The following is a 23,603-nucleotide window of genomic DNA, read 5'->3' on the forward strand; positions in this document are numbered from 1 at the left end:
ACCATGAGCTACAGCGACCCCCGATCTCCCGGCCACAAGTCGAAACGGCCGACCCGCAAGCAGCGTGCGCAGAAGACCCCGACGCAGAACCGCGATGTCCATGCGGCCAATGGTGAGCGCCTGCAGAAGGTGCTTGCAGCCGCGGGCCTGGGCTCACGTCGGTCCTGTGAACAGCTGATCACCGATGGCAGGGTGACAGTCGACGGCCAACAGGTACGTGAACTGGGTGTGCGGATCGATCCGCAGCAGCAGTCGGTGACCGTCGATGGGATGCCGATCGTCACGGCGCAGGGGAAGGTCTACCTGGCACTGAATAAACCGGCCAAGGTGATGACGACGATGCACGACCCGGAGGGCCGGCGCGACCTCAACGACTTCCTCCGGGGCCGTGAGGAACGGCTGTTCCATGTGGGTCGGCTGGACTACGACACCGAGGGCCTGCTGCTGCTGACCAACGACGGGGAACTGGCCAACCGGCTGACCCACCCGCGCTACGGTATCCGCAAAACCTACCTGGCCGAGGTCAGGGGACAGGTGGCCCGTGACGTCGGAAAGCGCCTCAAACAGGGCATCGAGCTCGAGGACGGGCTGGCGCATGCCGACGAGTTCAAGGTCGTCGATTCGCTGCCGGGCTACAGCCTGGTGGAGATCACGCTGCACGAGGGCCGCAACCGGATCGTGCGCCGCATGCTCGAGGAAGTTGGCTACCCGGTGCTGCGCCTGGTGCGCATCAAGTTCGGACCGATCGACCTCGCCGAGCAGCGGCAGGGCAAGCTGCGCGATCTCCGGCCGGACGAACTGGCCGCGCTGTTCGAAGCCGTAGGCCTGTGAGGGTCCATATCATCGGCACCGGGCTCCTCGGCGCCTCCCTGGGCCTGGCCCTGCGGGCAACCGGCCACACGGTCACCCTGGCCGATGCCTCGCCCGTGGCCGCTCGGCTGGCCGCCGACATCGGCGCGGGCACCGTGGACACCCCGGCCGACCCGGATGTTGTGGTGGTCGCAGCGCCCCCGGACGTGGTGGCCGGAATCGTCCTGCGGGCACTCCACGACTGGCCCGCGGCGACGGTGACCGATGTCGCGAGCGTCAAGGGCGGGATCCTCGCCCAGGTCGCGGCCGGTGCCCACGACCACGAGCTCGACCGCTACATCGGCTCCCACCCGATGGCCGGGCGGGAGAAGTCGGGTGCGATCGCAGCACGCGAGGACCTGTTCCGCGCCCGGCCCTGGGTGGTGTGCTCGGACGAGGACACCCCGCCCGAGCGCTTGGCCCAGGTCGTCGCCCTGGCCCAAGACGTCGGGGGAGCAGTGGTCCACTTGGACCCGGACTTCCACGATTCCTCGGTAGCGCGGGTATCCCATGCTCCGCAGGTCGTGGCCAGCCTGCTGGCCGCACAGCTCAAGGAGATGCCGGAGGACGGTGTGGCCCTCGCGGGGCAGGGCCTGCGCGACACCACGCGGATCGCAGAATCCGATCCCGGCCTGTGGACGCAGATCCTGGCCGGCAACGCGGAGGAGGTCCGCCGGGTGCTCTCCGGGTTGCGCCGCGACCTGGACGCGGTGATCGGGGCACTGGACCTGGGACCGGGGTCCCTGCGGGTCCTCGCGGGTGCCCTGGCCGCAGGCAATGAGGGCCGCGCCCGGATCCCGGGCAAACACGGATCCGGTCCGGTGCACTATGCCGAGGTCACCGTGTTCCTCGACGACGCGCTGGGAACACTCGGCCGGCTGTTCAACGACATCGGCGAACTTGGCATCAACGTCGAAGACATCCGCATGGACCATGCGACGGGCGTTAAGCTGGGATCGGTGGACGTGGCGGTGCTGCCGGCCCGTGCGCTCGAACTCGTGCACGGGCTATCGGCCCGTGGCTGGTGGGTCCCGGAGACCGCGGGCGCCCAGGCGGCTGAAGAGACAACGACAGACAACAGCGCCGGAGACCTCGGCGATGATACGAACAGTGGGGAACAATGACCGTCATTGGAATCGATGGCCCGTCCGGAGTCGGCAAGTCGAGCGTGTCGCGGGAAGTCGCACAACGCCTGGGCTACGGCTATCTGGACACCGGCGCGATGTACAGGGCGATGGCCTGGCTGTGCCTCAACCGCGGCGTCGAGGATCCGCAGGACGTCGTCGAACAGGTGCGCGGTGTGGATCTGGAGATCTCCACCGACCCCGCCGACCGCAGCGTCGTCGTCGACGGTGTGGACGTGACCGAGGAGATCCGCTCGGAGGAGGTCTCGCAGAACGTCCAACTGGTCTCGGCGGTACCGGAGGCCCGCGCCGACCTGATCGAGATGCAGCGCCGGATCATCGCCCGGACCACCCCTGGGATCGTCGCGGAGGGCCGCGACATCACAACCGTCGTCGCTCCGGACGCCCCTGTGCGCATCCTGATGACCGCCCGCGAGGACGTGCGCATCGCACGGCGGGCTACGGAGCTCCACGGCGGCGCCGATGCGCAGAGCACCGCCGCCACCCGCTCGCAGATCGCCGATCGCGATGCGAAGGACTCCAAGACGACCAGTTTCCTCTCCGCCGCAGACGGCGTGACGACACTGGACACCTCCGACATCGACTTCCCGACTGTGGTCGAGGCGGTCCTGGACCTGGTACGGAAGGCCGAGGCCAAGTGAGCGAGAACAACGAACCGGTCGCCCGGCGGCGCGTCGACGCCCCCGCGGCTGCGGATTTCAAACCGGCCAACGAGGACGATCGGCTGGCCGAGCGACTCGCCGAGATCGGTGATGAGGAAGCCCAGCAGCGCGCGGACTCCCTGCGCGCGAGCCTGGCCGACTACGACTTGGACGACGAGGACCGCCTGCTGCTGCAGGAACTGACCAGCGGGGAGATCCCCGCCGGCGAGACCGGCGCCCCTCCCGTGCTGGCGATCGTGGGCCGGCCGAACGTCGGCAAATCCACCTTGATCAACCGCATCCTGGGTCGGCGCGAGGCGGTCGTCGAGGACGTTCCAGGGGTGACCAGGGACAGGGTGAGCTATCACGCAGAGTGGAACGGCCGCAAGATCACCCTGGTCGACACCGGCGGCTGGGACATCGATGTGCGCGGTATGGCCTCGCGGATCGCCGAACAGTCCGAGATCGCCGTCGAGCTGGCCGATGCGGTCGTGCTCGTCGTCGATTCGCGCACCGGGGTGACAGCGACCGAGGAACACATCGTCAAGATGCTGCGGCGGGCCAAGAAGCCGATCATCCTGGCCGCGAACAAGGTCGACGACGAACGTGGCGAGCTGGCGGCGGCGGAACTCTGGGCCCTGGGCCTGGGAGAGCCGCACCCGGTCTCGGCGATGCACGGGCGCGGCGTGGCCGACCTGCTCGACGAGGTGCTCACGGTCCTGCCCGAGTACTCGCGCGTCGAACAGATGGTCGAGGAGGGCGGGCCCCGACGGGTGGCGCTGGTCGGACGGCCGAATGTCGGCAAGTCCTCCCTGCTCAACCGCCTGGCGGGCGCCCAGCGCGTGATCGTCGAGGACTTCGCCGGCACGACCCGCGATCCTGTCGACGAACTGGTCGAACTCGGCGGGCGCCAGTGGCGCTTCGTCGATACGGCGGGCATCCGCAAACGCGCCAGGCAGGCCTCTGGCGCGGACTTCTATGCGGCCCTGCGCACGCAGACCGCGATCGAGCGCGCCGAAGTCGCGGTAGTACTGCTGGAGGCCAATGAGACGCTGAGCGAACAGGACGTGCGGATCATCAAGACCGTCACGGAGTCCGGCCGGGCCCTGGTCCTGGCCTTCAACAAGTGGGACCTGACGGACGAAGAGCGCAGATGGAATCTGGGCCGCGAGATCGAAAAGGACCTGGCACATGTGGCCTGGGCTCCCAGGGTCAACCTGTCTGCGGCTACCGGCCGTCACGCCGACCGTTTGGTTCCGGCGATGGACAGGGCCCTGGCCGGCTGGGACTCCCGGATTCCGACCGGCCGGTTCAACGCCTTCCTCGGCGAACTGGTCGCGGCGAACCCGCACCCGCTGCGCGGCGGTAAGCAGCCGCGCATCCTGTTCGGCACCCAGGTGTCCAACCGACCGCCCAAGTTCGTGCTGTTCACCACGGGCTTCCTGGATCCCGGCTACCGCCGGTTCATCACGCGCCGCCTGCGCGAGACTTTCGACTTCACCGGCACGCCCATCGAACTGTCGATGCGGATCAGGGAGAAGAGGAAGCGCAAATGAACCGCACCGCCGGTTCGGCTGAGCAGCCCGCCGTCACCGGTACCACCGGTGGCCGCGGGCTGCCGCGTTTCCTGGCCGTCGTCTTGGCCCTGGCCGCCTTCGCCTTCAGCATGCAGTTCATCCAGGGTCTCAATTCGATTCTGGCCCCACTGTTCCTGGCACTGAACCTGGTCATCGTGGTTTACCCGCTGCAGCGCTGGTTGGTCCGCCTCCGAGTGCCGGCGTTCCTGGCCGCGGCGGTGACGATAGTGCTGGTCCTGGTGCTCATCATCGGCTTCTTCGGCCTGACCGCCTGGTCCCTGGCCGAACTCGTCCTGGTCATCCCCAAGTACTCGGCGAAGATCGGGGCGCTGTACACAGATGCGCTGCAGGGCCTGAACGAGTTGGGCCTGACACCGGATGTGCTGGCCCAACAGCTCAGTGGTTTCAGCGTGTCCAATCTGTTGAACACCGTGTTGTCCCTCCTCTCGAACGTCTCCTTGATCGCCACTGCGCTGACCACCGCGGTGATGGCGGTGTTCTTCCTCGGGATGGACTCGATGACCCTGCCGCTGCGGATGCGCCTGGCCGGTCGGATGCGTCCGGGGTTCACCCGATCACTGACCGACTTCGGCAACGGTGTGCGGCGCTATTGGATCGTCTCCACGGTATTCGGCCTGATCGTCGCAGTGCTCGACGTCATCGCGCTCATCACCATCGGGGTGCCCCTGGCATTCGTGTGGGGCGTACTGGCGTTCTTGACGAATTACATCCCCAATATCGGCTTCGTCATCGGCCTCGTACCGCCGGCTCTGATGGCCGTGGTCAGTGGGGACTGGTGGGATGCGCTGTGGGTCGTGGTGTCCTACTGTGTGCTCAACTTCGTGATCCAGTCGATCATCCAGCCCAAGTTCACCGGCGAATCCGTAGGGGTCTCGCCTTTCATCTCATTCCTGTCCCTGCTGTTCTGGTATTGGGTGCTCGGCTGGCTGGGCGCCCTGCTGGCGCTGCCGGCGACCCTGTTGGTCAAGGCCCTGTTGGTCGATGCGGATCCCGCCTCCAGATGGGTCAACACGTTCATCGCCTCGAGTCCGTCCACCGGACTGCCTGCTCCGGAACCGGGGGAGGGGCCGAAGCGCGTGCCGGGGATTGCAGGCGGGCACAGGTCGCGTACGGTAGTCGATACGACGTTCGTCAACGAGAAGGAGTGAGACCATGGCGGAGATCATCGAGATCCATCCGGTCAACCCGCAGCCACGGCAGATCGCCCGCGTCGCCGAGGCCCTGCGCGCCGGAGCGCTCATCGCCTATCCGACCGACTCCAGTTACGCCCTTGGCACCGGACTGGGCAATAAGGAGGGCATCGAGCGCATCATCCGCGTCCGGCAGCTGGGCAAGAAGCACAACTTCACCGTGATGTGCCACGATTTCGCCCAGCTGGGCCAGTTCGTCATCGTCGACAATGCCGCGTTCCGCACGATCAAGGCGGTCACCCCCGGACCCTACACCTTCATCCTCAAGGGCACGAAGGAAGTCCCCAGGGCCATGTTGCAGCCCAAAAAGCACACGGTGGGCGCACGGATCCCCCTGAATCCGGTGGCTCTGGACTTGGTGGCGGAGATGGGGGAGCCGATTCTGTCGTCGACGCTGTTGCTGCCCGGCGACGAGGAGCCCCCGGCCGAGGCCTGGCAGATCGAGGAGCGGATCGGCAACGAGGTGGACATCATCGTCGACGCGGGGGTCGCAGGCACCGATCCGAGCACCGTCGTCGACTTCACCTCGGGTGCCCCGGAGGTCACCCGCGCCGGCGCCGGCGACGTTTCGCCGTTCCTGTGAGCCGAGCACGCGCCACACGCGTCGGTGCCCCCACCCAATCGGGTGGGGGCACCGACGTTTCGAGCCTCAGGCAGGATCCAGGCCCAGAGCCCGCAACCAGATGTCGCTGAGCTCCTCGGCCAGGTGACGAGCACCGATCGACCCCTGGTACGCCTCGAATTCGTGGCCCTGCACATAGACGTAGTTGCACGTGCGCGAGACCATGAGGGACAGTGACCTGGCAGTGCTGTCCGGTTCGATCACCGGCGAGACCAGGCCCAACCGGACCAGTTCGCGGATCGTCTGCGCATTGCGGGCGAAGAGCGCCAGGGCCCTGGCCGCTCGCATCGCACGGATCGACTCGTCCACCAGCGAGGCCTCTTCGATGATCCGGTGGACGTCGGCATGGGTCCGGTAGGACTCGACGTACACCTGGTTGCCGTGTCGGATCCGGGCCAGTGGTCGGCCCTCGTGGACGTCCCTGGCCCCGCGAGGGTCCAGAGAGTCGGCGTACGACTCGGCGATGATCTGGGCGAGCAGTTCCTCTCTGTTGTCGAAGTAGATGTAGAACGTTCCTGCGGCCACGCCCGCGTGCTCGGTGATGTCGGAGAGTTTGGACTCCAAGTACCCATGCTGGTAGAAGACCTCTCTGGCCGAGTCGATGAGCGTCCGACGGGTTCGCTGCCCGCGATCGCTCAGCTCCTCCGGTGTGCGTCTGGTCCGGGCCGGCTCCGCGGTGTGCACCCGCGGCCGGCCCCCGGCCGCTCCCATCGCCTCACAGGCCCAGATAGGCTGCTTGGACTTCGGGATTGACCAGCAGATCCGCCGCATCGCCGGAGAGCACCACCCGGCCCTCGGAGAGGACGTAGCCGCGGTGTGCGATCGACAGGGCGGCACGGGCGTTCTGCTCGCTGAGCAGAACGCCGATCCCGTTGTCGTTGATCTGGGCGACCGCCGCCAGGACCTGGTCGACGACGATGGGCGCCAGGCCCATCGAGGGCTCGTCGAGGATCAGCAGTGATGGATCGCTGACTAGCGCGCGGCCGATCGCCACCATCTGCTGCTGCCCGCCCGACAAAGAGCCCGCCGGCTGACCGGCCTTCTCCTTGAGAATCGGGAACAGTTCGAAGACCTCGCCGAGGATGCGCTCGGTCTTCTGCTTGTCCCGGTGCGGATACGAGCCCAGGCGCAGGTTCTTCTCCACCGACATCTTCGGGAAGAGGTGGCGGCCCTCAGGGCACTGGGCGATGCCGCAGCGTACGACCTTGTTGGCCTTGAGCCGGTGCAGCTGGGTGCCCTCGTAGGTGATCGATCCCGAGCGGGCCCGCAACAGCCCCGAGATCGTGCGGAACAGAGTGCTCTTGCCCGCACCGTTGGCCCCCAGGATCACGGTCAGCTCGCCCGGATTGGCGGTGATGGACACATCGTGGAGCACATTGACGGCGTCATAGCCGGCACTGACATTGTCGACGCTGAGCATCTCAGCCCTCCTGTTCGTTCTGCGCGCTTGGGGCGGTCGCCTCGTCGACGTCCGCAGAGGAACCCAGATAGGCGCGGATCACATCCGGGTTCGAGCGGATCTGGGCGGGTTCGCCGATTGCCAGCTGCTGGCCGTTCTCCATCACGAGGATCTTGTCGGCCAGGCTCATGATCATGGACATCTTGTGCTCGACCAAGAGCACGGAGACGCCGCGGGGGACCAGGGAGCGGATCAGCTCGCCGAATTCGGCGGTCTCCTCCTCCGGGATACCGCCGGCGGGCTCGTCGAGTAGGATGAGCTCGGGGTCGGTGGCCAGGGCCATCGCCACCGCTGTGCGCTTCTGCACTTCCTGGGGGACCTGGCCTGCAACATCGTCCTTGTAGTCGAGGATGCCGCAGAAATCCAGCGCCTCGAGTGCCTTGTCCTCGTTGAGCGCGGCCTCCCTGCGGTGGCGCGGCGTGTTCAGAACGGCGTCGAAGACATTCGACTTCGAGCGCACGATCCGTCCGGCCAGGACGTTTTCCAGAATCGTCGTATCGTCGAACAGATGCGTTGTCTGGAAGGTCCTGGCGATACCACCGGCCACTGTGCGGTGCGGGGAGGTGTGTGTGATGTCCTCGCCCTTGAAGGTCACGGTCCCAGAGGTGGGACGGTAGAACCCGTGGATCAGATTGAAGAAGGTGGACTTGCCAGCGCCGTTGGGGCCGATGACGGCCGTGATCTGGCCCTCCTCGACGTCCAGATCCACGTTCTTGACTGCATCCAGGCCGCCGAAGCGCTTGCCCAGACTGCGTACTTCGAGCAGCATCACTGCACCTCCTGAGTCGCTGTGCTTCGAGTCGAGTCGTCGGTCGCGGCTGCGGCCCGGCGGGCTGCGGCCTCGGCCTGGCGTTTACGCGCCTTGCGCTTGTCCAGCCAGCCGCCCAGGTAGCCCACAATGCCACGGGGGGCGAAGATCACCAGGGCGATGATGATGGGCCCGACCAGGATGAACCGATAGGCCTGGAAGTCCTGGAACAGTTCGAAGATGAAGGTTACGATCAGGGTGCCCAGCAGCGGGCCGGCCACCGTTCCCAGTCCGCCGACGAGGATGAACATGAGCATTTCGAAGGTCTTGTCGACCATGGCCGAATCCGGGCCGATGAACCCGATGACGCTGGCATAGAGCCCGCCGCCCAGACCGGCCAGCGCCGTGGAGGCGGCAAATGCCAGCTGCTTATTCACACCGACGTTCACGCCGATCGCATCTGCCAGGTCCTCGGAGGTGCGGATGGAGATGAGGGTACGGCCGACCGAGGACCGGCGGATCGCCCATGTCACGTAGACGATGAGCGCCAGGATCGCGAACACCAGGTAGAACAGCGGGATGGGATCGGTGAAGTCGATGACCCCGCCCCCCTCCGGCAACTTGACGTTGTTGACGCCGGTGTGCGCGTGCGTCACCGACTCCCAGCGGCTGACGATGAGATAGATGATGAAGCCGATGGCCATCGTGAAAATGGCGAAGTATTCGTCCTTGGTCCGCAGGGCGATGAGCCCACACAGGTAGCCGAGGACCGCGGCGAAGAGCACCCCGGTGATCAACGCAGTCCAGAAGGGCCAATCGTAGTCGGTGGTCAGCAGGCCGACGGTGTAGGCGCCGACTCCGAAGAACCCGCCCTGGGCCAGGGACAGCAGGCCGGTGAATCCCAGCAGGATGTTCATGCCGTAGACGGCGATCGCGGTGCACAGGGCGCCGGTGAACAACCGCATCACGTAGTTCTCATTGCCGAAGACGACGGGTACCAGGGCCAGCGCGATGAGGATCGCCCAGGTGCCCCAGACCCGCGGGTTGTGCAATGCCAGTTTCAGCGCGTTCATCGTTGTACCGCCTTTGCGAACAGGCCGGTGGGTTTGATCGCCAGGACCGCCACCAGGACGATGAAGGCGATCGCCTCGCCGACACCGGCTGAGATGTACGTGGAGGTCATGGTCTCGGCGACGGCGAGAACGAAGCTGCCGACGATGGCCCCGGGCAGGGAGCCCAGGCCTCCGAGGATGATGATGGCGAAGACCTTGAGATCCAGGGCCGAGCCCATGGTGGGCGAGAGTAGGTTGATCGGTGCAACCAGGCCCGCGGCGATCGTCGCCAGCAGGGCCGACAGGCCCAGGGTCAGCATCGAGACCATCGACGGGTTGATGCCCACCAGCGACGAGCCGGTGCGGTCCTGTTCGATCGCCTCGATCGTCTGGCCCTGCAGGGTGCGCTTGATGAACCAGGTCAGGATGACCAGGACGACGACGGCCACCAGGATGATGACCAGGCGCTGCACGGAGATCTGTGCGCCGGCGATGGAGACGTTCCCGGTCAGGGGCGAGTCCATTCGTCGGAAGTCAGCTCCCCAGATGGCCTGGGCGACGGCCTGGAAGAAGAACATCGCACCGACTGCGGCGATCATGTAGTGGGTGTGCGGGGCGTTGCGCAGCGGATTGAACACCAGTCGTTCCATCAGCACGCCCAGGAAGAACATGATGATGGCGGCGATGCCGATGGCTGCGAAATACGGCACGCCCACGGTCGCCAGGAAGAAGTAGGTGACATAGGCGCCGAGCATGTAGATCGAGCCGTGGGCCAGGTTCGGAATGCGCAGCACGCCGAAGACCAGGGTCAGGCCGATCGCGGCCAGGCAGTAGACACCGCCGAGCGCCAGGCCGTTGAACAGCTGTTGGATGAAGAGTGTCATGGGTGCCTCACTTATCCGGCAGGACCGGTACGGTGAACAGCTTGTAGTCGCCCTTGTCGTCCAAGTAGGCCGACTCGATCTCCTTGCTGCTCAGCCGTCCCTCCGCGGTCATATCGGTTGGGAAGGTCGCGACGTGGAAGGACTCATCGGTTTCGGTGATCGCGTTCTTGAGCGATTCGCGCAGCTTCTCCGGATCCGTGCTGGTTCCCGCGTCTTCCATCGCCTTGGCGAACAGCCCGACGAACTGGAAGGTGAAGGCCGATTCGGTGGTGGCGACCTTTTCCTTGCCGGCCTTGGCCGTGAAGTCCTCGAGGAACTTCTTCGTGCCGGATTCGGTCATGGTCTTCACCGGGGCCACGCCCATCGAATTGTGCAGGTTGTCCTCCTTGGTCACCGTGGCCATCTCATCGAGCTTGGCCTGGTCCATCACGAAGAAGCTGCCCTTGAAGCCCTGTTTGCGGGCCTCCTCCATGATCAGCGCGGTGGGCTGGGAAGGACCGCCGACGAAGATCGTGTCGGGCTTCTCCGCCAGTGCCTTGGACACGGGGCCCGCGAAGTCGGAGACGGTCGCATAGTCCAGGCTGTTGTCGGCGCCCACGCTGCCCCCGGCATCGGCCCAGGCCTTCTTGACCACGGTGGTCCACTGCTGGCCGTACTCGCTCTGGGTGCCCAGCAGGGAGAGCTTCTTGGCCCCCATCGACATCGCCTTCTTGGTGAAGGGCTCGGCGTAGGAGTTGAAGTTCGGGGTGCCGAAGACGGTCAGCGGGTTGCCGGTCGTGAAGATTTCCGGATCGGAGGTGTAGGCGCCGATGAGGAATTTGGAGCGGCCGTTGTTGACCTGCTGCATGGCCTTGATGGCGCCGGCGTTGGGGGAGAAGACGATCGCCGCCTTGTCCTGGTCGGCCAGGCGCTGGGCGTTGGTCGCGGCGGTGGAGGGGACGTACTTGTCGTCGAGTGACTTCAGCTCGAGCTTGACGTCCTTGCCGTCGATTTTCAGGCCCATGTCGTTGACCTTGTCGACGCCCATTTCCAGGCCGATCTTGACGTTCTCGCCATAGGCGGCGCCGCCGCCGGACAGGGGTCCCGTGTAGCCGATCACGACGGTGTCGCCGCTCGAACCGGAACCGCTACCGCCACAGGCGGCCAGGCCGAGGCCCAGCGCCGCCATGGTGGTCAGGGACAGTGTTGTGCGCAGCAGGGCGCGTGGTTTCTTCTGCATGACTGCTCCATTGCATCTGAGAAGGAGGAATGGGTGGACGGGTTATTTGGAATCGTCGGCCTGCGGGATGTCGAAGGTCTGGTACTTCCCCGACTTGTCCAGGTACGAGGCGTCGAGCTTCTCCGCAACCATGTGACCGGCATCGGTGACCTTGTCCGCGGGAGTCTGGACGTAGAACGACTTGTCGACCTGGGTGACGGCCTCCGGCATCTTCTCGCGGATCTTGTCCGGATCGCTCGAGGTCCCCGCCAGTTCCATCGCTTTGACGAAGACCGGCACAGCCGAGTAGTGCAGGGCCGATTCGCTGGTGGCGACCTTCTTGCCGTCGGTTTTGGTCTTGAAGGCGGCCAGGAAGTCCTTGGTGCCGGGCTCGTCGTATTCCTCGACGGGGCGCACGCCCACCGAGTCGGCCAGGTTCTTCGCATCCGTGATCGTGGCCATTTCGTTCAGTTTGGCCTGGTCCATCACGAAGAAGCTGCCCTTGTACCCCTGTTTGCGGGCTTCCTCCATGATCAGCGCGGTGGGCTGGGAAGGACCGCCCACGAAGATCGTGTCGGGCTTCTCCGCCAAGGCCTTGGACACTGGCGCGGCGAAGTCGGAGACGGTCGCATAGTCGACGCTGTTGTCCTTGCCGACAGTGCCGCCGGCTTTGGTCCACGCGGCCTTGACGTCCTTGGTCCACTGCTGGCCGTATTCGCTCTGGGTGCCCAGCAGCGCCAGCTTCTTCGCTCCGCCCTCCATCAGCTTCTTGGTGAAGGGCTCGGCGTAGGACTTGTAGTTCGGCGGGATCATGATGGTCAGCGGATTATCCGCCTGCACGATCGCCGGATCGGAGGTGTACCCGCCGATGAGGAATTTGGAGCGGCCGTTGTTGACCTGCTGCATGGCCTTGATTGCGCCGGCATTGGGGGAGAAGACCACGGCTGCCTTGTCCTGATCGGCCAGGCGCTGCGAGTTGGTCGCGGCGGTGGAGGGGACGTACTTGTCGTCGAGTGACTTCAGCTCGATCTTGACGTCCTTGCCGTCGACCTTCACGCCGGTCTCGTTGAGCTTGTCCACGGCCATCTCCAGGCCGATCTTGACGTTCTCCCCGTAGGAGGCGCCACCGCCGGACAGTGGCCCGGTGTAACCCAGGACGACGGTGTCACCGCCTGAACCGGAACCGGAACCGCCACAGGCGGCCAGGCCGAGGCCCAGCGCCGCCATGGTGGTCAGGGACAGTGTTGTGCGCAGCAGGGCGCGTGGTTTCTTCTGCATAATTGCTCCATTGCATCTGAGAAGGGGGTTGGAAGGTTACTTGGAGTCGTCGACCTGCGGAACATCGAACGGCTGGTATTTGCCGGACTTGTCGTAGTAGGCGGCGTCGAGCTTGTCCGAGAGCAGGTGGCCGGCATCGGAGATGCTCGTCCACGGAGTCTGTACGTCATAGGACTCATCGGTCTGCTTCAGGGCCTCCGGCATCGCCTCGCGAATCTTATCGGGATCAGTCGAGGTTCCTGAGATCTCCATCGCCTTGACGAAGATTGGCAGTGCCGAATAGTTCAGCGCCGACTCACTCGTGGCGACCTTGTCCTTGCCGGCCTTTGCCGTATAGGTCTTGAGGAATTCTTCGGTCCCGGCCTCCTGATAGTCCGACACCGGTCGGACACCGACGGAATCTCGGAAGTTCTCCATTTTCGCCACGGTGCCCATTTCGTCGAGCTTGGCCTGGTCCATCAGGAAGAAGCTGCCCTTGAAGCCCTGTTTGCGGGCTTCTTCGGCAATCAGCGCGGTGGGCTGGCTGGGCCCGCCCAGGAAGATCGCATCGGACTTTTCAGCCAGTGCCTTTGATACCGGGCCGGCGAAGTCGGAAACCGTTGCGTAATCGATGCTGTTGTCCTTGCCGACAGTACCGCCGGCTTCGGTCCACGCGGCCTTCGCGTCCTTGGTCCACTGCTGGCCGTATTCACTCTGGGTGCCCAACAGTGCCAGCTTCTTCGCCCCGTCGGCGCGCAGCTTCTTGGCGAACGCCTGTGCATAGGACGCGAAGTTCGGAGGCGTCATCACGGTTAGCCTGTTGCCGCTTTGGACGATTGCCGGATCTGAGGTATAGGCGGAAATGAGGAACTTCGAACGGCCGTCGTTGACCTGCTGCATGGCCTTGATGGCACCGGCGTTGGGGGTGAAGATCACCGCGGCCTTGTCCTGATCGGCCAGGCGCTGGGCGTTGGTCGCTGCGGTCGAGGGGACGTACTTGTCGTCCAACGCCTTAAGAGTGACGGTGACCTTCTTACCGTCGATTTCCACCCCGGACTCGTTGACTTTGTCCACGGCCATTTCCAGGCCTGTTTTGATGTTCTCGCCGAAGGCTGCGGCGCCTCCGGACAGGGAGGCTGTCAGGCCGACTACCACGTTGTCGCCGGATCCCGCGTCTGGGGAGCCGCCGCAGGCGCTTAGACCCGCGACCAGGCCACAGGTGGTGGCGCCGGCCAATAAGACACGGATCGGATGAGTGCTTGAGCGGGGCATCTTTTCTCCTTTGAAAAGCGATCCGGCGAGGGTGCCGGTTCGGTGTCCGCAGCGTGGACCCTGTTGTCCACATCCAATATGAAACGGGTTTCACATTGGGCTCTCAGCAATCTCAGCACAGTCGCAATGTCTTGTCAATCACATTTTTGTGCCCGTTCACCAGCCTGGAACACGGACGGCGGGTACGACTTGAAGGGCCAATGAACAAACGTTTGCTCAGGCTTGAAATTCACATGCGCTTGGGGTCAGAATGGCAGGGACAGACCGGCTCAACGAGGAGTCGAAGACCAACGAACCGGGAGGACGCACATGGATGTGCACTCGAAGACCGCCGTCGTCACCGGTGCCGCCGGTGGGATCGGATCTGCAATCGCCCGCGCCCTGACACAGCGCGGTGCCCGGGTCATGCTGGCGGACCTGGATCCCCGCGTGCAGGGGATCGCCGCCGAACTCGGCCAGCGGGCCTGGGCCGGTGACTGCACCAGCACCCAGGGCATCGCAGAGCTGATCGAAGCCACCCGCGCCGAGTTCGGCGAGGTCGATCTCTACTTCGCCAATGCCGGGATCATCGGACCCCAGGGCCTAGGAGATGACGAATCCGACTGGGACCTGATCATCGACGTCAACCTGCGGGCCCACATCCGCGCGGCCAAGGCCCTGGTGCCCGGCTGGGCGGACGGTGGGGGCGGGCACTTCGTGGCCACCGCATCGGCTGCCGGATTGCTGACCCAGATCGGCCAGGCCGGATACTCGGTGACCAAGCACGCGGCCGTCGGTTTCGCCGAGTGGCTCTCGATCACCTACGGCGACCGGGGAGTCGGCGTGACCTGTCTGTGCCCGATGGGCGTGAACACCGCAATGCTCCACGGCGCGGACAACACTGCGGACTCGTTGGATGCGGCAGCCCAGTCCGCGGTGACCTCGGCCGGCCGGGTGCTCGAGCCGGACGAAGTCGCCACCTGTGTCCTGGCGGCCGTCGAATCCGGAACGTTCCTGGCCCTGCCGCACCCGGAGGTCCTCGAGATGTACCGGATGAAGGGCTCCGACTACGACCGCTGGCTGCGCGGAATGCGGCGCTATCAGAGCAAACTGCTGGCCGGCGCACGCTGAGCCCACCCATATTTCATCAGGAATACACGACACAAGGGAGTGACAGTGACCAACCTCTTCGAACAGACCGCCCGAGGCCAGGAGTACTACGAGCGGGTGAAGGCCTTCATGGACGAATTCGTCTACCCTGCCGAGCCCGTCTATCGGCAGCAGATGGCCGAGGCCGCCAGCCCCCACACGCAGCCGCAGATCCTCGAGGACCTCAAGGCCAAGGCCAAGGAGGCCGGGCTGTGGAACCTGTTCCACCCCCACGCGGAATGGGGTCCGGGGCTGACCAACCTGGAGTATGCGCCCCTGGCGGAACTCATGGGCCGCTCGCTGGGCCTGGGGCCGGAGGTTTTCAATTGCAATGCTCCCGACACCGGCAATATGGAGGTGCTCACGCTCTTCGGGACGGATGAGCACAAGGAGAAGTACCTGCGTCCGCTCCTCGACGGCACGATGGCCTCCGGTTTCGCGATGACTGAACCGGCTGTGGCCAGCGCCGATGCCACGAACATCGAGATGGTCATGAAGAAGGACGGCGACGAGTACATCCTCGAGGGCCGCAAGTGGTTCACCTCGAACGCTCTGCACCCCAATTGCCAGGTGCTCATCGTGATGGGCAAGACCGATCCCAATGCGGAGAAGCATCGCCAGCAGTCCATGATGGTCGTGCCGATCGACGCCCCGGGGGTCACCGTGGTGCGCAATCTCCCGGTGTTCGGCTACGAGGACCGGGAGGGTCACGCGGAGATCATCTTCGATCAGGTGCGGGTGCCTGCCAAGGACGTCCTCAAGGGCGAGGGCGAGGGCTTCGCGATCAGCCAGGCCCGGCTGGGGCCGGGCCGCATCCACCACTGCATGCGCGCGATCGGCGCCGCCGAGCGCGCGCTCGAGCTCATGTGCAAGCGCGCAGAGGAGCGGGTGGCCTTCGGGTCCAAGCTCTCGGAGAAGGCGAACATTCAGGATTGGATCGCGGAATCGCGCATCGCCATCGACCAGGCCCGGCTGCTGACCCTGCAGGCGGCGTACCTGATGGATACCGTGGGCAACAAGGTGGCCCGTACGCTGATCTCGGAGATCAAGGTCGCGGCACCGGAAATGGCACTCAAGGTCATCGACCGGGCCATCCAGGTGCACGGCGGCGGCGGCGTTACGAACGACTTCCCCCTGGCGGAGATGTATGCGCATGTGCGCACTCTGCGCCTGGCGGACGGACCGGACGAGGTGCACAAGATGACCATCGCCCGGCACGAACTCAAGAAATACCGTAAGTGATTCGACCGACAGGTCGTGAAGGAGACAAGAATGACCCAGCGTACCGCAATCGTCACCGGCGGGGCCCGTGGAATCGGCGCGGCCATCTCGAAGCGCCTGGCCAAGGACGGACTGGCCGTCGCCGTCGTCGACATCCGTGAGGAGGACACCCGCGGCGTCGTCGAGGAGATCAACGCCGCAGGCGGCCAGGCGATCGGCATCGGCGCCGACATCACCGACGAGGCCGCCGCCAATGCGGCGGTGGAGAAGATCGCCGAGGAACTCGGTGCGCCGACCGTGCTGATCAACAACGCCGGTATCATCCGCGACCATATGCTGTTCAAGATGCCGCTGGCGGACTTCCAGAAGGTTCTGGCCGTTCACCTCGAGGGCAACTTCATCATGACGAAGGCCGCGCAGAAGTACATGGTCCAGGAGAACTTCGGCCGGATCATCTCGATGTCCTCGACCTCGGCGCTGGGCAACCGCGGCCAGGCCAACTACTCGGCGGCCAAGGCGGGCATCCAGGGCCTGACGAAGACCTATGCGATCGAACTCGGCCGCTACGGCGTGACCGCCAATGCAATCGCCCCCGGGTTCATCGAGACCGATATGACCAAGGCCACCGCGGAATCCGTCGGGGTGTCCTTCGAGGAGTTCACCAAGGCCGCCGCCGCGCAGATCGACGTGCGCCGTACCGGCAAGCCCGAGGACATCGCGCACACCGCCTCGTTCCTGGCCAGCGAGGGCGCGGGCTTCGTCTCCGGGCAGGTCATCTACGTCGCCGGCGGCCCGAAGAACTGATCGGCCCCGCCGGGCAGCCGACGCAATCGAAAGAGGAACAATGACCGATGCAGTGATCGTCTCCACCGCACGCACGCCGATTGGCAAAGCGTACCGTGGGGCCTTCAACAACACCCAGTCCCAGGAACTCGCCGGCCACGCGATCGCCAATGCGGTCAAGCGGGCGGGGCTGGAAGGCGGCGAGATCGAGGACGTCGTCTTCGGCGCCGCCGTCCAACAGGGCGCGCAGTCCATGAACTTCGGCCGGCAGGCGGCGCTGCGCGCCGGGCTGCCCGTGACGGTCGCCGGCCAGACCGTCGACCGGCAGTGCGCCTCGGGTCTGATGGCGATCTCGATCGCCGCCAAGCAGATCATCGCCGACGGGATGGACGTCGCCGTCGGCGGTGGCGCCGAATCCATCTCCCTGGTGCAGAACGAACACCAGAACACCTTCCGCGCGAAGGACCCGTGGCTCACGGAGAACCATCCGGGACTCTACCTGCCGATGCTCAACACGGCCGAGGTCGTCGCCGAACGCTATGGCGTCACCCGCGAGGCGCAGGACGCGTATTCGCTGGAGAGCCAGCGGCGCACCGCAGCCGCGCAGGAAGCCGGCCGCTTCGACGCGGAGATCGTGCCGCTGACCGCGACGAAGCTCGTCATGGACAAGGCGACCAAGGAGGTCTCCGAGGAGACGGTCACGCTGGGCAAGGACGAGGGCAACCGCCCGTCGACCACGCTCGAGGGCCTGTCCTCACTGCAGCCGGTGCTGGCCCCCGGAGTGGCCTCGGCGAACCCGTCGATCACCGCGGGCAACGCCTCGCAGCTGTCCGACGGCGCCTCGGCTGCGGTGCTGATGAGCGACGCCGAGGCCTCGCGCCGGGGCCTCGAACCGCTGGGCATCTACCGCGGCATCGCGGTGGCCGGCTGTGAGCCGGACGAGATGGGCATCGGCCCGGTCTTCGCCGTGCCGAAGCTGCTCAAGCGTCACGGGCTGACCGTCGACGACATCGATCTGTGGGAGCTCAACGAGGCATTCGCGGTGCAGACCCTGTACTGCCGTGACCGCCTGGGCATCGACCCGGAGAAGTACAACGTCAACGGCGGCGCCATCTCGATCGGCCACCCCTACGGCATGTCGGGCGCCCGGATGGTCGGGCACGCCCTCATCGAGGGCAAGCGCCGCGGTGCCAAGTACGTCGTCGTCACGATGTGCATCGGCGGCGGACAGGGCGCGGCCGGCCTGTTCGAAGTGGCCTGACCGAGCCCGAACTCATCGGTTGGAGCGTGCCCGGGGCCAAGCGCCCCGGGCACGCTCGTCTATGGAGAAAGTGAACGGAAGAAGTATCGATGGCACCCGAAAACCGACCCTGGTTGAACACCCTGGCCCGCGAACCGCGCTATTTGCGCGAGCTGGAGCCCACGACGATCCCCGCGTTACTTCAACGCGCACTGGCTGAGGCGGGGGAGTCGACCGCGGTGGAGTACTTCGGGTGGACCTGCAGTTGGCGCGAACTCGACGAACACGCTCAGGCTACCGCGGCGTACCTGGCCGAACGCGGCTTCGGGCCCGGCGACGTGCTCGGCATCTATCTGCAGAACGTGCCGCACTATTATTTCGCCGCTCTGGCGGCCTGGCGGCTCGGCGGGGTGGTGGTGCCGCTGAATCCGATGTACCGCGACGAACTGGCCCATGTCTTCGCGGATGCTTCGGTCAAGGCCCTGGTGGTTTCGGCTGCGGCGTACAACGACCGGGTCAAGGATTATGCTGCGGACCTCGACATCGTCATCACCTGCAATGATCGGGGCCTGGTGGAGCTCGAATCGGAACGCGTCTTCGGATCGTTCCCGTCCCATATCGAAACCGACAGGGACGAACTGCTCGATGTGATCGAACGCCACCGCGGAGCCCGCGTCGACCAGGCACCGGTCACCGTGGACACCCCGGCGCTCTACGGTTACACCTCGGGAACCTCCGGCAAGTCCAAGGGCGCGGTGCTCACCCACGGGAACCTGAGTGTCAATGCGGTGATCAACCGCGAATTCCAGGGCTATCGACCACCGTTCACCTTCTTCACCCTGGCCCCGGTGTTCCACATCACCGGTCTGGTCACCCAGTTCCTGGCCAATATCGCCGTCGGGGGCACCCTGGCGATGAACTACCGTTTCGAGGCCTCGACGACCCTGGAGATCTTCCGGCGGACGCGTCCGAACTACATGGCCGGTCCCGCCACCGCCTATATGGCGCTGCTGGCCCACCCCGACTTCCACGGGGACGACTTCTCGTCCTTCGACCAGATCATGTCGGGCGGGGCCCCGCTGCCCGCGGCCATCCTCGCGAAGTTCGAGGAGCGCACTGGCCGCTACATCGGCCAGGGCTACGGGCTCACAGAGACCAGCGCGCAGTGCGCGGTGGTACCCAAGGGCTTCCGTGCCCCGGTCGACGAAGAGTCGGGGAACCTGTCCTGCGGGCTGCCGATCGCCAGCGTCGACCTGCGGATTCTGGATGAGGACGGCCGCGAAGTCCCCCAGGGCGAGGTGGGCGAGGTCTGCGTGTCAGGGCCCATGGTCACCGGCTCATACCTGAACAACCCGGAGGCAACGGCGCGCGACATCCCCGGCGGATTGCTGCACACCGGGGACGTGGGGTATCTCGACGCCGAGGGCTGGCTGTTCATCGTCGACCGGATGAAGGACATGATCAACGCCTCGGGCTTCAAGGTGTGGCCGCGCGAGGTGGAGGACGCGCTGTATCTGCTGCCCGAGGTGCTCGAGGCCGCAGTGGTGGGCGTGCCCGATGAGTACAGGGGTGAGAGCGTCGTCGCCTATCTCACGCTGAAGCCGGGCCGCAGCCTCACCGAGGCCGATGTCATCGCCCATGCGCGCAAACATCTGGCCGCGTTCAAGGCCCCGCATCGGGTCGTCATCGCCGAGGCGCTGCCCAAGACGGCATCGGGCAAGATCCTGCGCCGTGAATTGCGCGACCAGGCGAGCGTGCGGGAGGACGAAACGTCCAGGTGAGCAGTGGTCCCGCGTTGAATGAACGAACGTTCGGGATATTATGAAGAAGTGACCGGCGGCACAGCCCGTCGGCGCCGGAACACGATGAAGTGGAGGACACCGATGTCACTTTCGACCGATCGCCCCTGGGTGACGACGCTCTCGAGTGAACCGAAGTACATCCAGCCCCTGGAGCCGACCACGGTGCCCGAACTCCTGGCCGCCGCAGTGGCCACGGCACCGGAGGCTCCCGCGGTGAAGTACTACGGGTGGGAGGCCACCTGGGCCCAGATCGACGACCAAGCCAACGCCCTTGCGGCTTATCTGGCCGAACGCGGCTTCGGGCCCGGCGATGTGCTCGGCATCTATCTGCAGAACGTGCCCCACTATTATTTCGCCGCTCTCGCGGCCTGGCGGCTCGGCGGGGTGGTGGTGCCGCTGAATCCGATGTACCGCGACGAACTGGCCCATGTCTTCGCGGATGCTTCGGTCAAGGCCCTGGTGGTTTCGGCTGCGGCGTACAACGACCGGGTCAAGGACTATGCTGCGGACCTCGACATCGTCATCACCTGCAACGATCGCGACCTGGTGCAGGTGGAGGCCGAACGCATCTTCGGCGCCTTCCCCGCGCAGATCCCGACCGGGCGCCCCGATCTGTCCGACATCGTCAAGGAGTACTCCGGCCGCAGTGTTCGGCAGGCTCCGGTGACTCGGGAGACCCCGGCGATCTACGGCTACACTTCGGGGACTTCCGGCAAGTCCAAGGGCGCCGTCCTGACCCACGGGAACCTGACGGTCAACGCGATCATGAGCCGGGACATGATGGACTACGGGCCCGGCAATGTGATGTTCACCCTGGCGCCGGTCTTCCACATCACGGGCTTCGTCTGCCAGTTCCTGGCCAATATCGCCTGCCGCTCCGCACTGTCGATGAACTACCGGTTCGATCCGGTGACCTCGCTGGAGATCTTCCGCCGTGACCGCCCGAACTACATGGCCGGCCCGGCCACCGCATTCATGGCGCTGCTGGCCGTGCCGGGATTCGAGGCCGCGGACTTCGAGTCCTTCGATCAGATCATGTCCGGCGGCGCGCCCCTGCCCGAGGCGATCGTTGCGAAGTTCGAGGAGCGCACCGGCTACTACATCGGCCAGGGCTACGGGCTCACAGAGACCAGCGCGCAGTGCGCCCTGGTGCCCAATGGCTTCCGCGCCCCGGTCGACGAGGAGTCGGGGAACCTGTCCTGCGGGCTGCCCCTGGCCTCGGTGACGGTTTCGATCCTCGACGACGAGGGACACGAGCTGGCGGCCGGGGAAGTGGGAGAGGTCTGTGTGTCGGGGCCCATGGTCACCCACGAGTACCTGGGCAATCCGGAGGCCACGGCGCGCGACATCCCCGGCGGATTGCTGCACACCGGCGATGTGGGCTACCTCGACGCCGAGGGCTGGCTGTTCATCGTCGACCGGAAGAAGGACATGATCAACGCCTCGGGCTTCAAGGTGTGGCCGCGCGAGGTGGAGGACGCCCTCTACCTGATGCCCCAGGTGCTCGAGGCCGCCGTGGTGGGCGTGCCCGACGAGTACCGCGGTGAGAACGTCGTGGCCTATGTGACTAGGCAGCCGGGCAGTGAACTGAGCGAGGCCGATGTCATCGCCCACGCGCGCAAACACCTGGCGGCATTCAAAGCACCGCACCGGGTCGTGATCATCGACGAGATGCCCAAGACCGCATCGGGCAAGGTACTGCGGCGCGAACTACGCGCCACAGCCCGTGAGACGGCCGAAGCGGCGCGAACCGCCGCCGGCGCAGAAGACTGAGACGAATACTCGAAGGAGAGTGGAACATATGGTGGGCAATGGGGAATGGTCGAAAGCGGCCGCGGAACTGGAAGCGCTGCGGACACTGCGCCCGGCCTCGGTCCCGGGGGAGATACCACGCGCCGACTACGAGCGGCCGCTGAACGAATTCCTCATCAGGTGGGCCGAAGAGCGGCCGCACACCACCGCGATCCACTTCTACGGCCGCGACATCGACTATGCCGAACTCGAGGAGCTGGTCGCAGCTGCCGCGGGCTGGTTGCGCGGCCAGGGCGTGGCCGCCGGCGACCGGGTGGGCGTGTTCATGAGCAACTGTCCGCAGTTCATCATCGCGCTCCTGGCGATTCTGCGCCTGGGCGCGGTGCACCTGCCGATCAACCCGATGTTCCAGGCGCGCGAACTGGCACACGAACTGCGCGACGCAACCCCGCGGGTCGTGATCGCGCAGGCGGAATTCCAGCCTCTTATCGAACGCGTCCTGGCAGACCCCGAAGCCGGCGTCGACGCCGATCTCACGGTGGCCTACACCCAGTTGGCCGACACACTGACGGGACCCGCTGTGCCCGCCGCGCCGTTTGCCGCCGCCAGTGGGGACCTGCCCAGTGACTGGGCGGACATCGTCTCCCATTCTCCGGCCGCCCCGGCCGAGGTGGATCCGACCGCCCTGGCGGTGCTCAACTACACCGGCGGGACGACGGGTCTGCCCAAGGGCTGTGAACACACGCAGGCCCATATGGTCTACTCGGGCCTCAAATCGCACGCCGGCCGTGGACATGTGCCCGGCACCGACGCCGAACCCGAGGTGATCCTGGGCTTCCAGCCGATCTTCTGGATCGCGGGGGAGGACTTCGCAATCCTGTCCCCGCTGGTCGACGGCTCGACCCTGGTGTTGATGAGCCGCTGGCATCCGGGTGTGGCCCTCGAACTCATCGCCGCGCAGCGGGTTTCCACCCTGAGCGGCCTGGGCGACAGCTACTGGGAACTGCTGGAGGAGCCCGGCTGTACGGCCCAGACGCTGGAGAGCCTGCGCGACTGCACGGCGATCAGTTTCGTGCGCAAGCTCGACCGGGACCTGCGCACGGCCTGGCGGGAGGTCTCCGGGACGACACTGCGGGAGGCCTCCTACGGAATGACCGAGACGCACACGGCCGACACCTCGACCCTGGGCCTGCAGGACGGGGACATGGACCTGGCCAAGGAACCCGTGTACTGCGGATTCCCCGTACCCGGCACGCGGATCGTCGTCGTCGACGCCGATCTGAACCCGGTTCCGGTGGGCGAATCCGGCCAGATCATCGTGAGCTCCCCCTCGGTGATGACCGGCTACTACCGCCGGCCCGAGGCCACCCGCGACTCCCTGGTCGACGGCTGGCTGCTCACCGGCGACACCGGACGCTTCGACGAGCACGGGGCGCTGACCTATTTGGCGCGGACCAAGGAGATGATCAAGGTCAACGGGATGAGTGTTTTCCCCGCCGAAGTCGAAACGCTGCTCAAGGCCCATCCTGCGATCGAGACCGTCGCCGTCGCCCCGCGCGCGGACGAGCGCAAGGGCCAGGTGCCCGTGGCCTTCACCATCCTGACGGCGGGCTCCGCCGCCACCGCCGAGGAGCTGCACACATGGGCGCTGGAGCAGATGGCCCGTTACAAGGTCCCGGAGTTCGTCTTCGTCGAGGCGATGCCGATGACGGCCACGGGCAAGATCCGCAAAGTCGAACTGTTGGAGAGCCTGGAGAAGTGA

Annotated in this window: 21 protein-coding genes; 13 read left to right on the forward strand and 8 right to left on the reverse strand. The window is 65.8% G+C overall.

Annotated features, from left to right (window positions below; genetic code table 11):
• The first annotated feature begins 3 nt into the window (after window positions 1-3).
• The 6 genes from NQ036_RS12030 to NQ036_RS12055 all read left to right on the forward strand — a co-directional run bounded on the left by NQ036_RS12030 (window position 4) and on the right by NQ036_RS12055 (window position 6,006).
• Window positions 4-831, forward strand: coding sequence for a pseudouridine synthase (locus NQ036_RS12030; protein WP_257059247.1), 828 nt, complete (start codon window positions 4-6; stop codon window positions 829-831).
• Entirely contained in the window at window positions 828-1,973 is a 1,146-nt protein-coding gene (locus tag NQ036_RS12035) for a prephenate dehydrogenase (protein ID WP_257059250.1), read from the forward strand. The genes NQ036_RS12030 and NQ036_RS12035 overlap by 4 nt, the downstream gene beginning before the upstream one ends.
• Window positions 1,970-2,635 (forward strand): (d)CMP kinase, encoded by a 666-nt coding sequence (cmk, locus tag NQ036_RS12040; RefSeq protein WP_257059252.1) that lies wholly within the window; start codon window positions 1,970-1,972, stop codon window positions 2,633-2,635. Before NQ036_RS12035 ends, cmk begins: the two co-directional genes overlap by 4 nt.
• Window positions 2,636-2,718: 83 nt before the next feature.
• Complete coding sequence (gene der / locus NQ036_RS12045) at window positions 2,719-4,191, forward strand: ribosome biogenesis GTPase Der (RefSeq protein WP_257059307.1); 1,473 nt, start codon at window positions 2,719-2,721, stop codon at window positions 4,189-4,191.
• Entirely contained in the window at window positions 4,188-5,381 is a 1,194-nt protein-coding gene (locus NQ036_RS12050) for an AI-2E family transporter (RefSeq protein WP_257059254.1), read from the forward strand. The genes der and NQ036_RS12050 overlap by 4 nt, the downstream gene beginning before the upstream one ends.
• Before the next feature lie 4 nt (window positions 5,382-5,385).
• Window positions 5,386-6,006 carry an L-threonylcarbamoyladenylate synthase gene (locus NQ036_RS12055; protein WP_257059257.1) on the forward strand — a complete coding sequence of 207 codons (621 nt, stop codon included), beginning with the start codon at window positions 5,386-5,388 and terminating at the stop codon, window positions 6,004-6,006.
• Between the two features lie 66 nt (window positions 6,007-6,072).
• Here the strand turns inward: NQ036_RS12055 and NQ036_RS12060 are convergent, their stop codons facing one another.
• Genes NQ036_RS12060 through NQ036_RS12095 form a run of 8 tightly spaced genes read right to left on the reverse strand, consistent with a single transcriptional unit; the run spans window position 6,073 to window position 13,915 of the window.
• On the reverse strand, window positions 6,073-6,756 hold the full coding sequence (locus tag NQ036_RS12060) for a TetR/AcrR family transcriptional regulator (RefSeq protein ID WP_257059260.1): 684 nt from the start codon (window positions 6,754-6,756) through the stop codon (window positions 6,073-6,075).
• A 4-nt stretch (window positions 6,757-6,760) separates the two neighbouring features.
• Window positions 6,761-7,465, reverse strand: a complete 705-nt coding sequence (locus NQ036_RS12065) for an ABC transporter ATP-binding protein (RefSeq protein WP_257059261.1) — start codon at window positions 7,463-7,465, stop codon at window positions 6,761-6,763.
• A gap of 1 nt (window position 7,466) precedes the next feature.
• Window positions 7,467-8,273 (reverse strand): ABC transporter ATP-binding protein, encoded by an 807-nt coding sequence (locus NQ036_RS12070; protein WP_257059264.1) that lies wholly within the window; start codon window positions 8,271-8,273, stop codon window positions 7,467-7,469.
• Complete coding sequence (locus NQ036_RS12075) at window positions 8,273-9,325, reverse strand: branched-chain amino acid ABC transporter permease (protein ID WP_257059267.1); 1,053 nt, start codon at window positions 9,323-9,325, stop codon at window positions 8,273-8,275. The genes NQ036_RS12070 and NQ036_RS12075 overlap by 1 nt, the downstream gene beginning before the upstream one ends.
• Window positions 9,322-10,188, reverse strand: coding sequence for a branched-chain amino acid ABC transporter permease (locus tag NQ036_RS12080; RefSeq protein ID WP_257059268.1), 867 nt, complete (start codon window positions 10,186-10,188; stop codon window positions 9,322-9,324). Before NQ036_RS12080 ends, NQ036_RS12075 begins: the two co-directional genes overlap by 4 nt.
• 7 nt (window positions 10,189-10,195) lie before the next feature.
• The gene (locus NQ036_RS12085) at window positions 10,196-11,407 is read right to left on the reverse strand and encodes an ABC transporter substrate-binding protein (RefSeq protein ID WP_257059270.1); all 1,212 of its coding nucleotides are present in this window, start codon (window positions 11,405-11,407) and stop codon (window positions 10,196-10,198) included.
• Window positions 11,408-11,449: 42 nt separating this feature from the next.
• Window positions 11,450-12,664, reverse strand: a complete 1,215-nt coding sequence (locus NQ036_RS12090; protein ID WP_257059272.1) for an ABC transporter substrate-binding protein — start codon at window positions 12,662-12,664, stop codon at window positions 11,450-11,452.
• A gap of 36 nt (window positions 12,665-12,700) precedes the next feature.
• Window positions 12,701-13,915, reverse strand: coding sequence for an ABC transporter substrate-binding protein (locus tag NQ036_RS12095; protein ID WP_257059273.1), 1,215 nt, complete (start codon window positions 13,913-13,915; stop codon window positions 12,701-12,703).
• Between the two features lie 309 nt (window positions 13,916-14,224).
• Between NQ036_RS12095 and NQ036_RS12100 the strand changes: the two genes are divergently transcribed.
• The 7 genes from NQ036_RS12100 (at window position 14,225) to NQ036_RS12130 (ending at window position 23,603) form a co-directional block, all read left to right on the forward strand.
• Window positions 14,225-15,025 carry an SDR family oxidoreductase gene (locus NQ036_RS12100; RefSeq protein WP_257059274.1) on the forward strand — a complete coding sequence of 267 codons (801 nt, stop codon included), beginning with the start codon at window positions 14,225-14,227 and terminating at the stop codon, window positions 15,023-15,025.
• 45 nt (window positions 15,026-15,070) lie between these two features.
• Entirely contained in the window at window positions 15,071-16,285 is a 1,215-nt protein-coding gene (locus NQ036_RS12105; RefSeq protein WP_257059277.1) for an acyl-CoA dehydrogenase family protein, read from the forward strand.
• 30 nt (window positions 16,286-16,315) lie between these two features.
• Entirely contained in the window at window positions 16,316-17,068 is a 753-nt protein-coding gene (locus NQ036_RS12110) for an SDR family NAD(P)-dependent oxidoreductase (RefSeq protein ID WP_257046605.1), read from the forward strand.
• 40 nt (window positions 17,069-17,108) lie between these two features.
• Entirely contained in the window at window positions 17,109-18,308 is a 1,200-nt protein-coding gene (locus NQ036_RS12115; RefSeq protein ID WP_257059281.1) for an acetyl-CoA C-acyltransferase, read from the forward strand.
• Between the two features lie 89 nt (window positions 18,309-18,397).
• Window positions 18,398-20,068, forward strand: coding sequence for a class I adenylate-forming enzyme family protein (locus tag NQ036_RS12120; RefSeq protein ID WP_257059284.1), 1,671 nt, complete (start codon window positions 18,398-18,400; stop codon window positions 20,066-20,068).
• A gap of 102 nt (window positions 20,069-20,170) precedes the next feature.
• Window positions 20,171-21,862, forward strand: coding sequence for a class I adenylate-forming enzyme family protein (locus NQ036_RS12125; protein ID WP_257059287.1), 1,692 nt, complete (start codon window positions 20,171-20,173; stop codon window positions 21,860-21,862).
• 28 nt (window positions 21,863-21,890) lie between these two features.
• The gene (locus tag NQ036_RS12130; protein ID WP_257059309.1) at window positions 21,891-23,603 is read left to right on the forward strand and encodes an AMP-binding protein; all 1,713 of its coding nucleotides are present in this window, start codon (window positions 21,891-21,893) and stop codon (window positions 23,601-23,603) included.

This window comes from Brevibacterium sp. 91QC2O2 (assembly GCF_024580695.1).
Classification (GTDB): domain Bacteria; phylum Actinomycetota; class Actinomycetes; order Actinomycetales; family Brevibacteriaceae; genus Brevibacterium; species Brevibacterium moorei.

Coding starts and splice junctions, on each gene's coding strand:
- NQ036_RS12085 (WP_257059270.1), bottom strand. CDS start 11,407: ATGCAGAAGAAACCACGCGCCCTGCTGCGCACAACACTGTCCCTGACC.
- NQ036_RS12115 (WP_257059281.1), top strand. CDS start 17,109: ATGACCGATGCAGTGATCGTCTCCACCGCACGCACGCCGATTGGCAAA.
- NQ036_RS12070 (WP_257059264.1), bottom strand. CDS start 8,273: ATGCTGCTCGAAGTACGCAGTCTGGGCAAGCGCTTCGGCGGCCTGGAT.
- NQ036_RS12030 (WP_257059247.1), top strand. CDS start 4: ATGAGCTACAGCGACCCCCGATCTCCCGGCCACAAGTCGAAACGGCCG.
- cmk (WP_257059252.1), top strand. CDS start 1,970: ATGACCGTCATTGGAATCGATGGCCCGTCCGGAGTCGGCAAGTCGAGC.
- NQ036_RS12110 (WP_257046605.1), top strand. CDS start 16,316: ATGACCCAGCGTACCGCAATCGTCACCGGCGGGGCCCGTGGAATCGGC.
- NQ036_RS12090 (WP_257059272.1), bottom strand. CDS start 12,664: ATGCAGAAGAAACCACGCGCCCTGCTGCGCACAACACTGTCCCTGACC.
- NQ036_RS12065 (WP_257059261.1), bottom strand. CDS start 7,465: ATGCTCAGCGTCGACAATGTCAGTGCCGGCTATGACGCCGTCAATGTG.
- NQ036_RS12095 (WP_257059273.1), bottom strand. CDS start 13,915: ATGCCCCGCTCAAGCACTCATCCGATCCGTGTCTTATTGGCCGGCGCC.
- NQ036_RS12125 (WP_257059287.1), top strand. CDS start 20,171: ATGTCACTTTCGACCGATCGCCCCTGGGTGACGACGCTCTCGAGTGAA.
- NQ036_RS12050 (WP_257059254.1), top strand. CDS start 4,188: ATGAACCGCACCGCCGGTTCGGCTGAGCAGCCCGCCGTCACCGGTACC.
- NQ036_RS12100 (WP_257059274.1), top strand. CDS start 14,225: ATGGATGTGCACTCGAAGACCGCCGTCGTCACCGGTGCCGCCGGTGGG.
- NQ036_RS12060 (WP_257059260.1), bottom strand. CDS start 6,756: ATGGGAGCGGCCGGGGGCCGGCCGCGGGTGCACACCGCGGAGCCGGCC.
- NQ036_RS12075 (WP_257059267.1), bottom strand. CDS start 9,325: ATGAACGCGCTGAAACTGGCATTGCACAACCCGCGGGTCTGGGGCACC.
- NQ036_RS12055 (WP_257059257.1), top strand. CDS start 5,386: ATGGCGGAGATCATCGAGATCCATCCGGTCAACCCGCAGCCACGGCAG.
- NQ036_RS12120 (WP_257059284.1), top strand. CDS start 18,398: ATGGCACCCGAAAACCGACCCTGGTTGAACACCCTGGCCCGCGAACCG.
- NQ036_RS12130 (WP_257059309.1), top strand. CDS start 21,891: ATGGTGGGCAATGGGGAATGGTCGAAAGCGGCCGCGGAACTGGAAGCG.
- NQ036_RS12080 (WP_257059268.1), bottom strand. CDS start 10,188: ATGACACTCTTCATCCAACAGCTGTTCAACGGCCTGGCGCTCGGCGGT.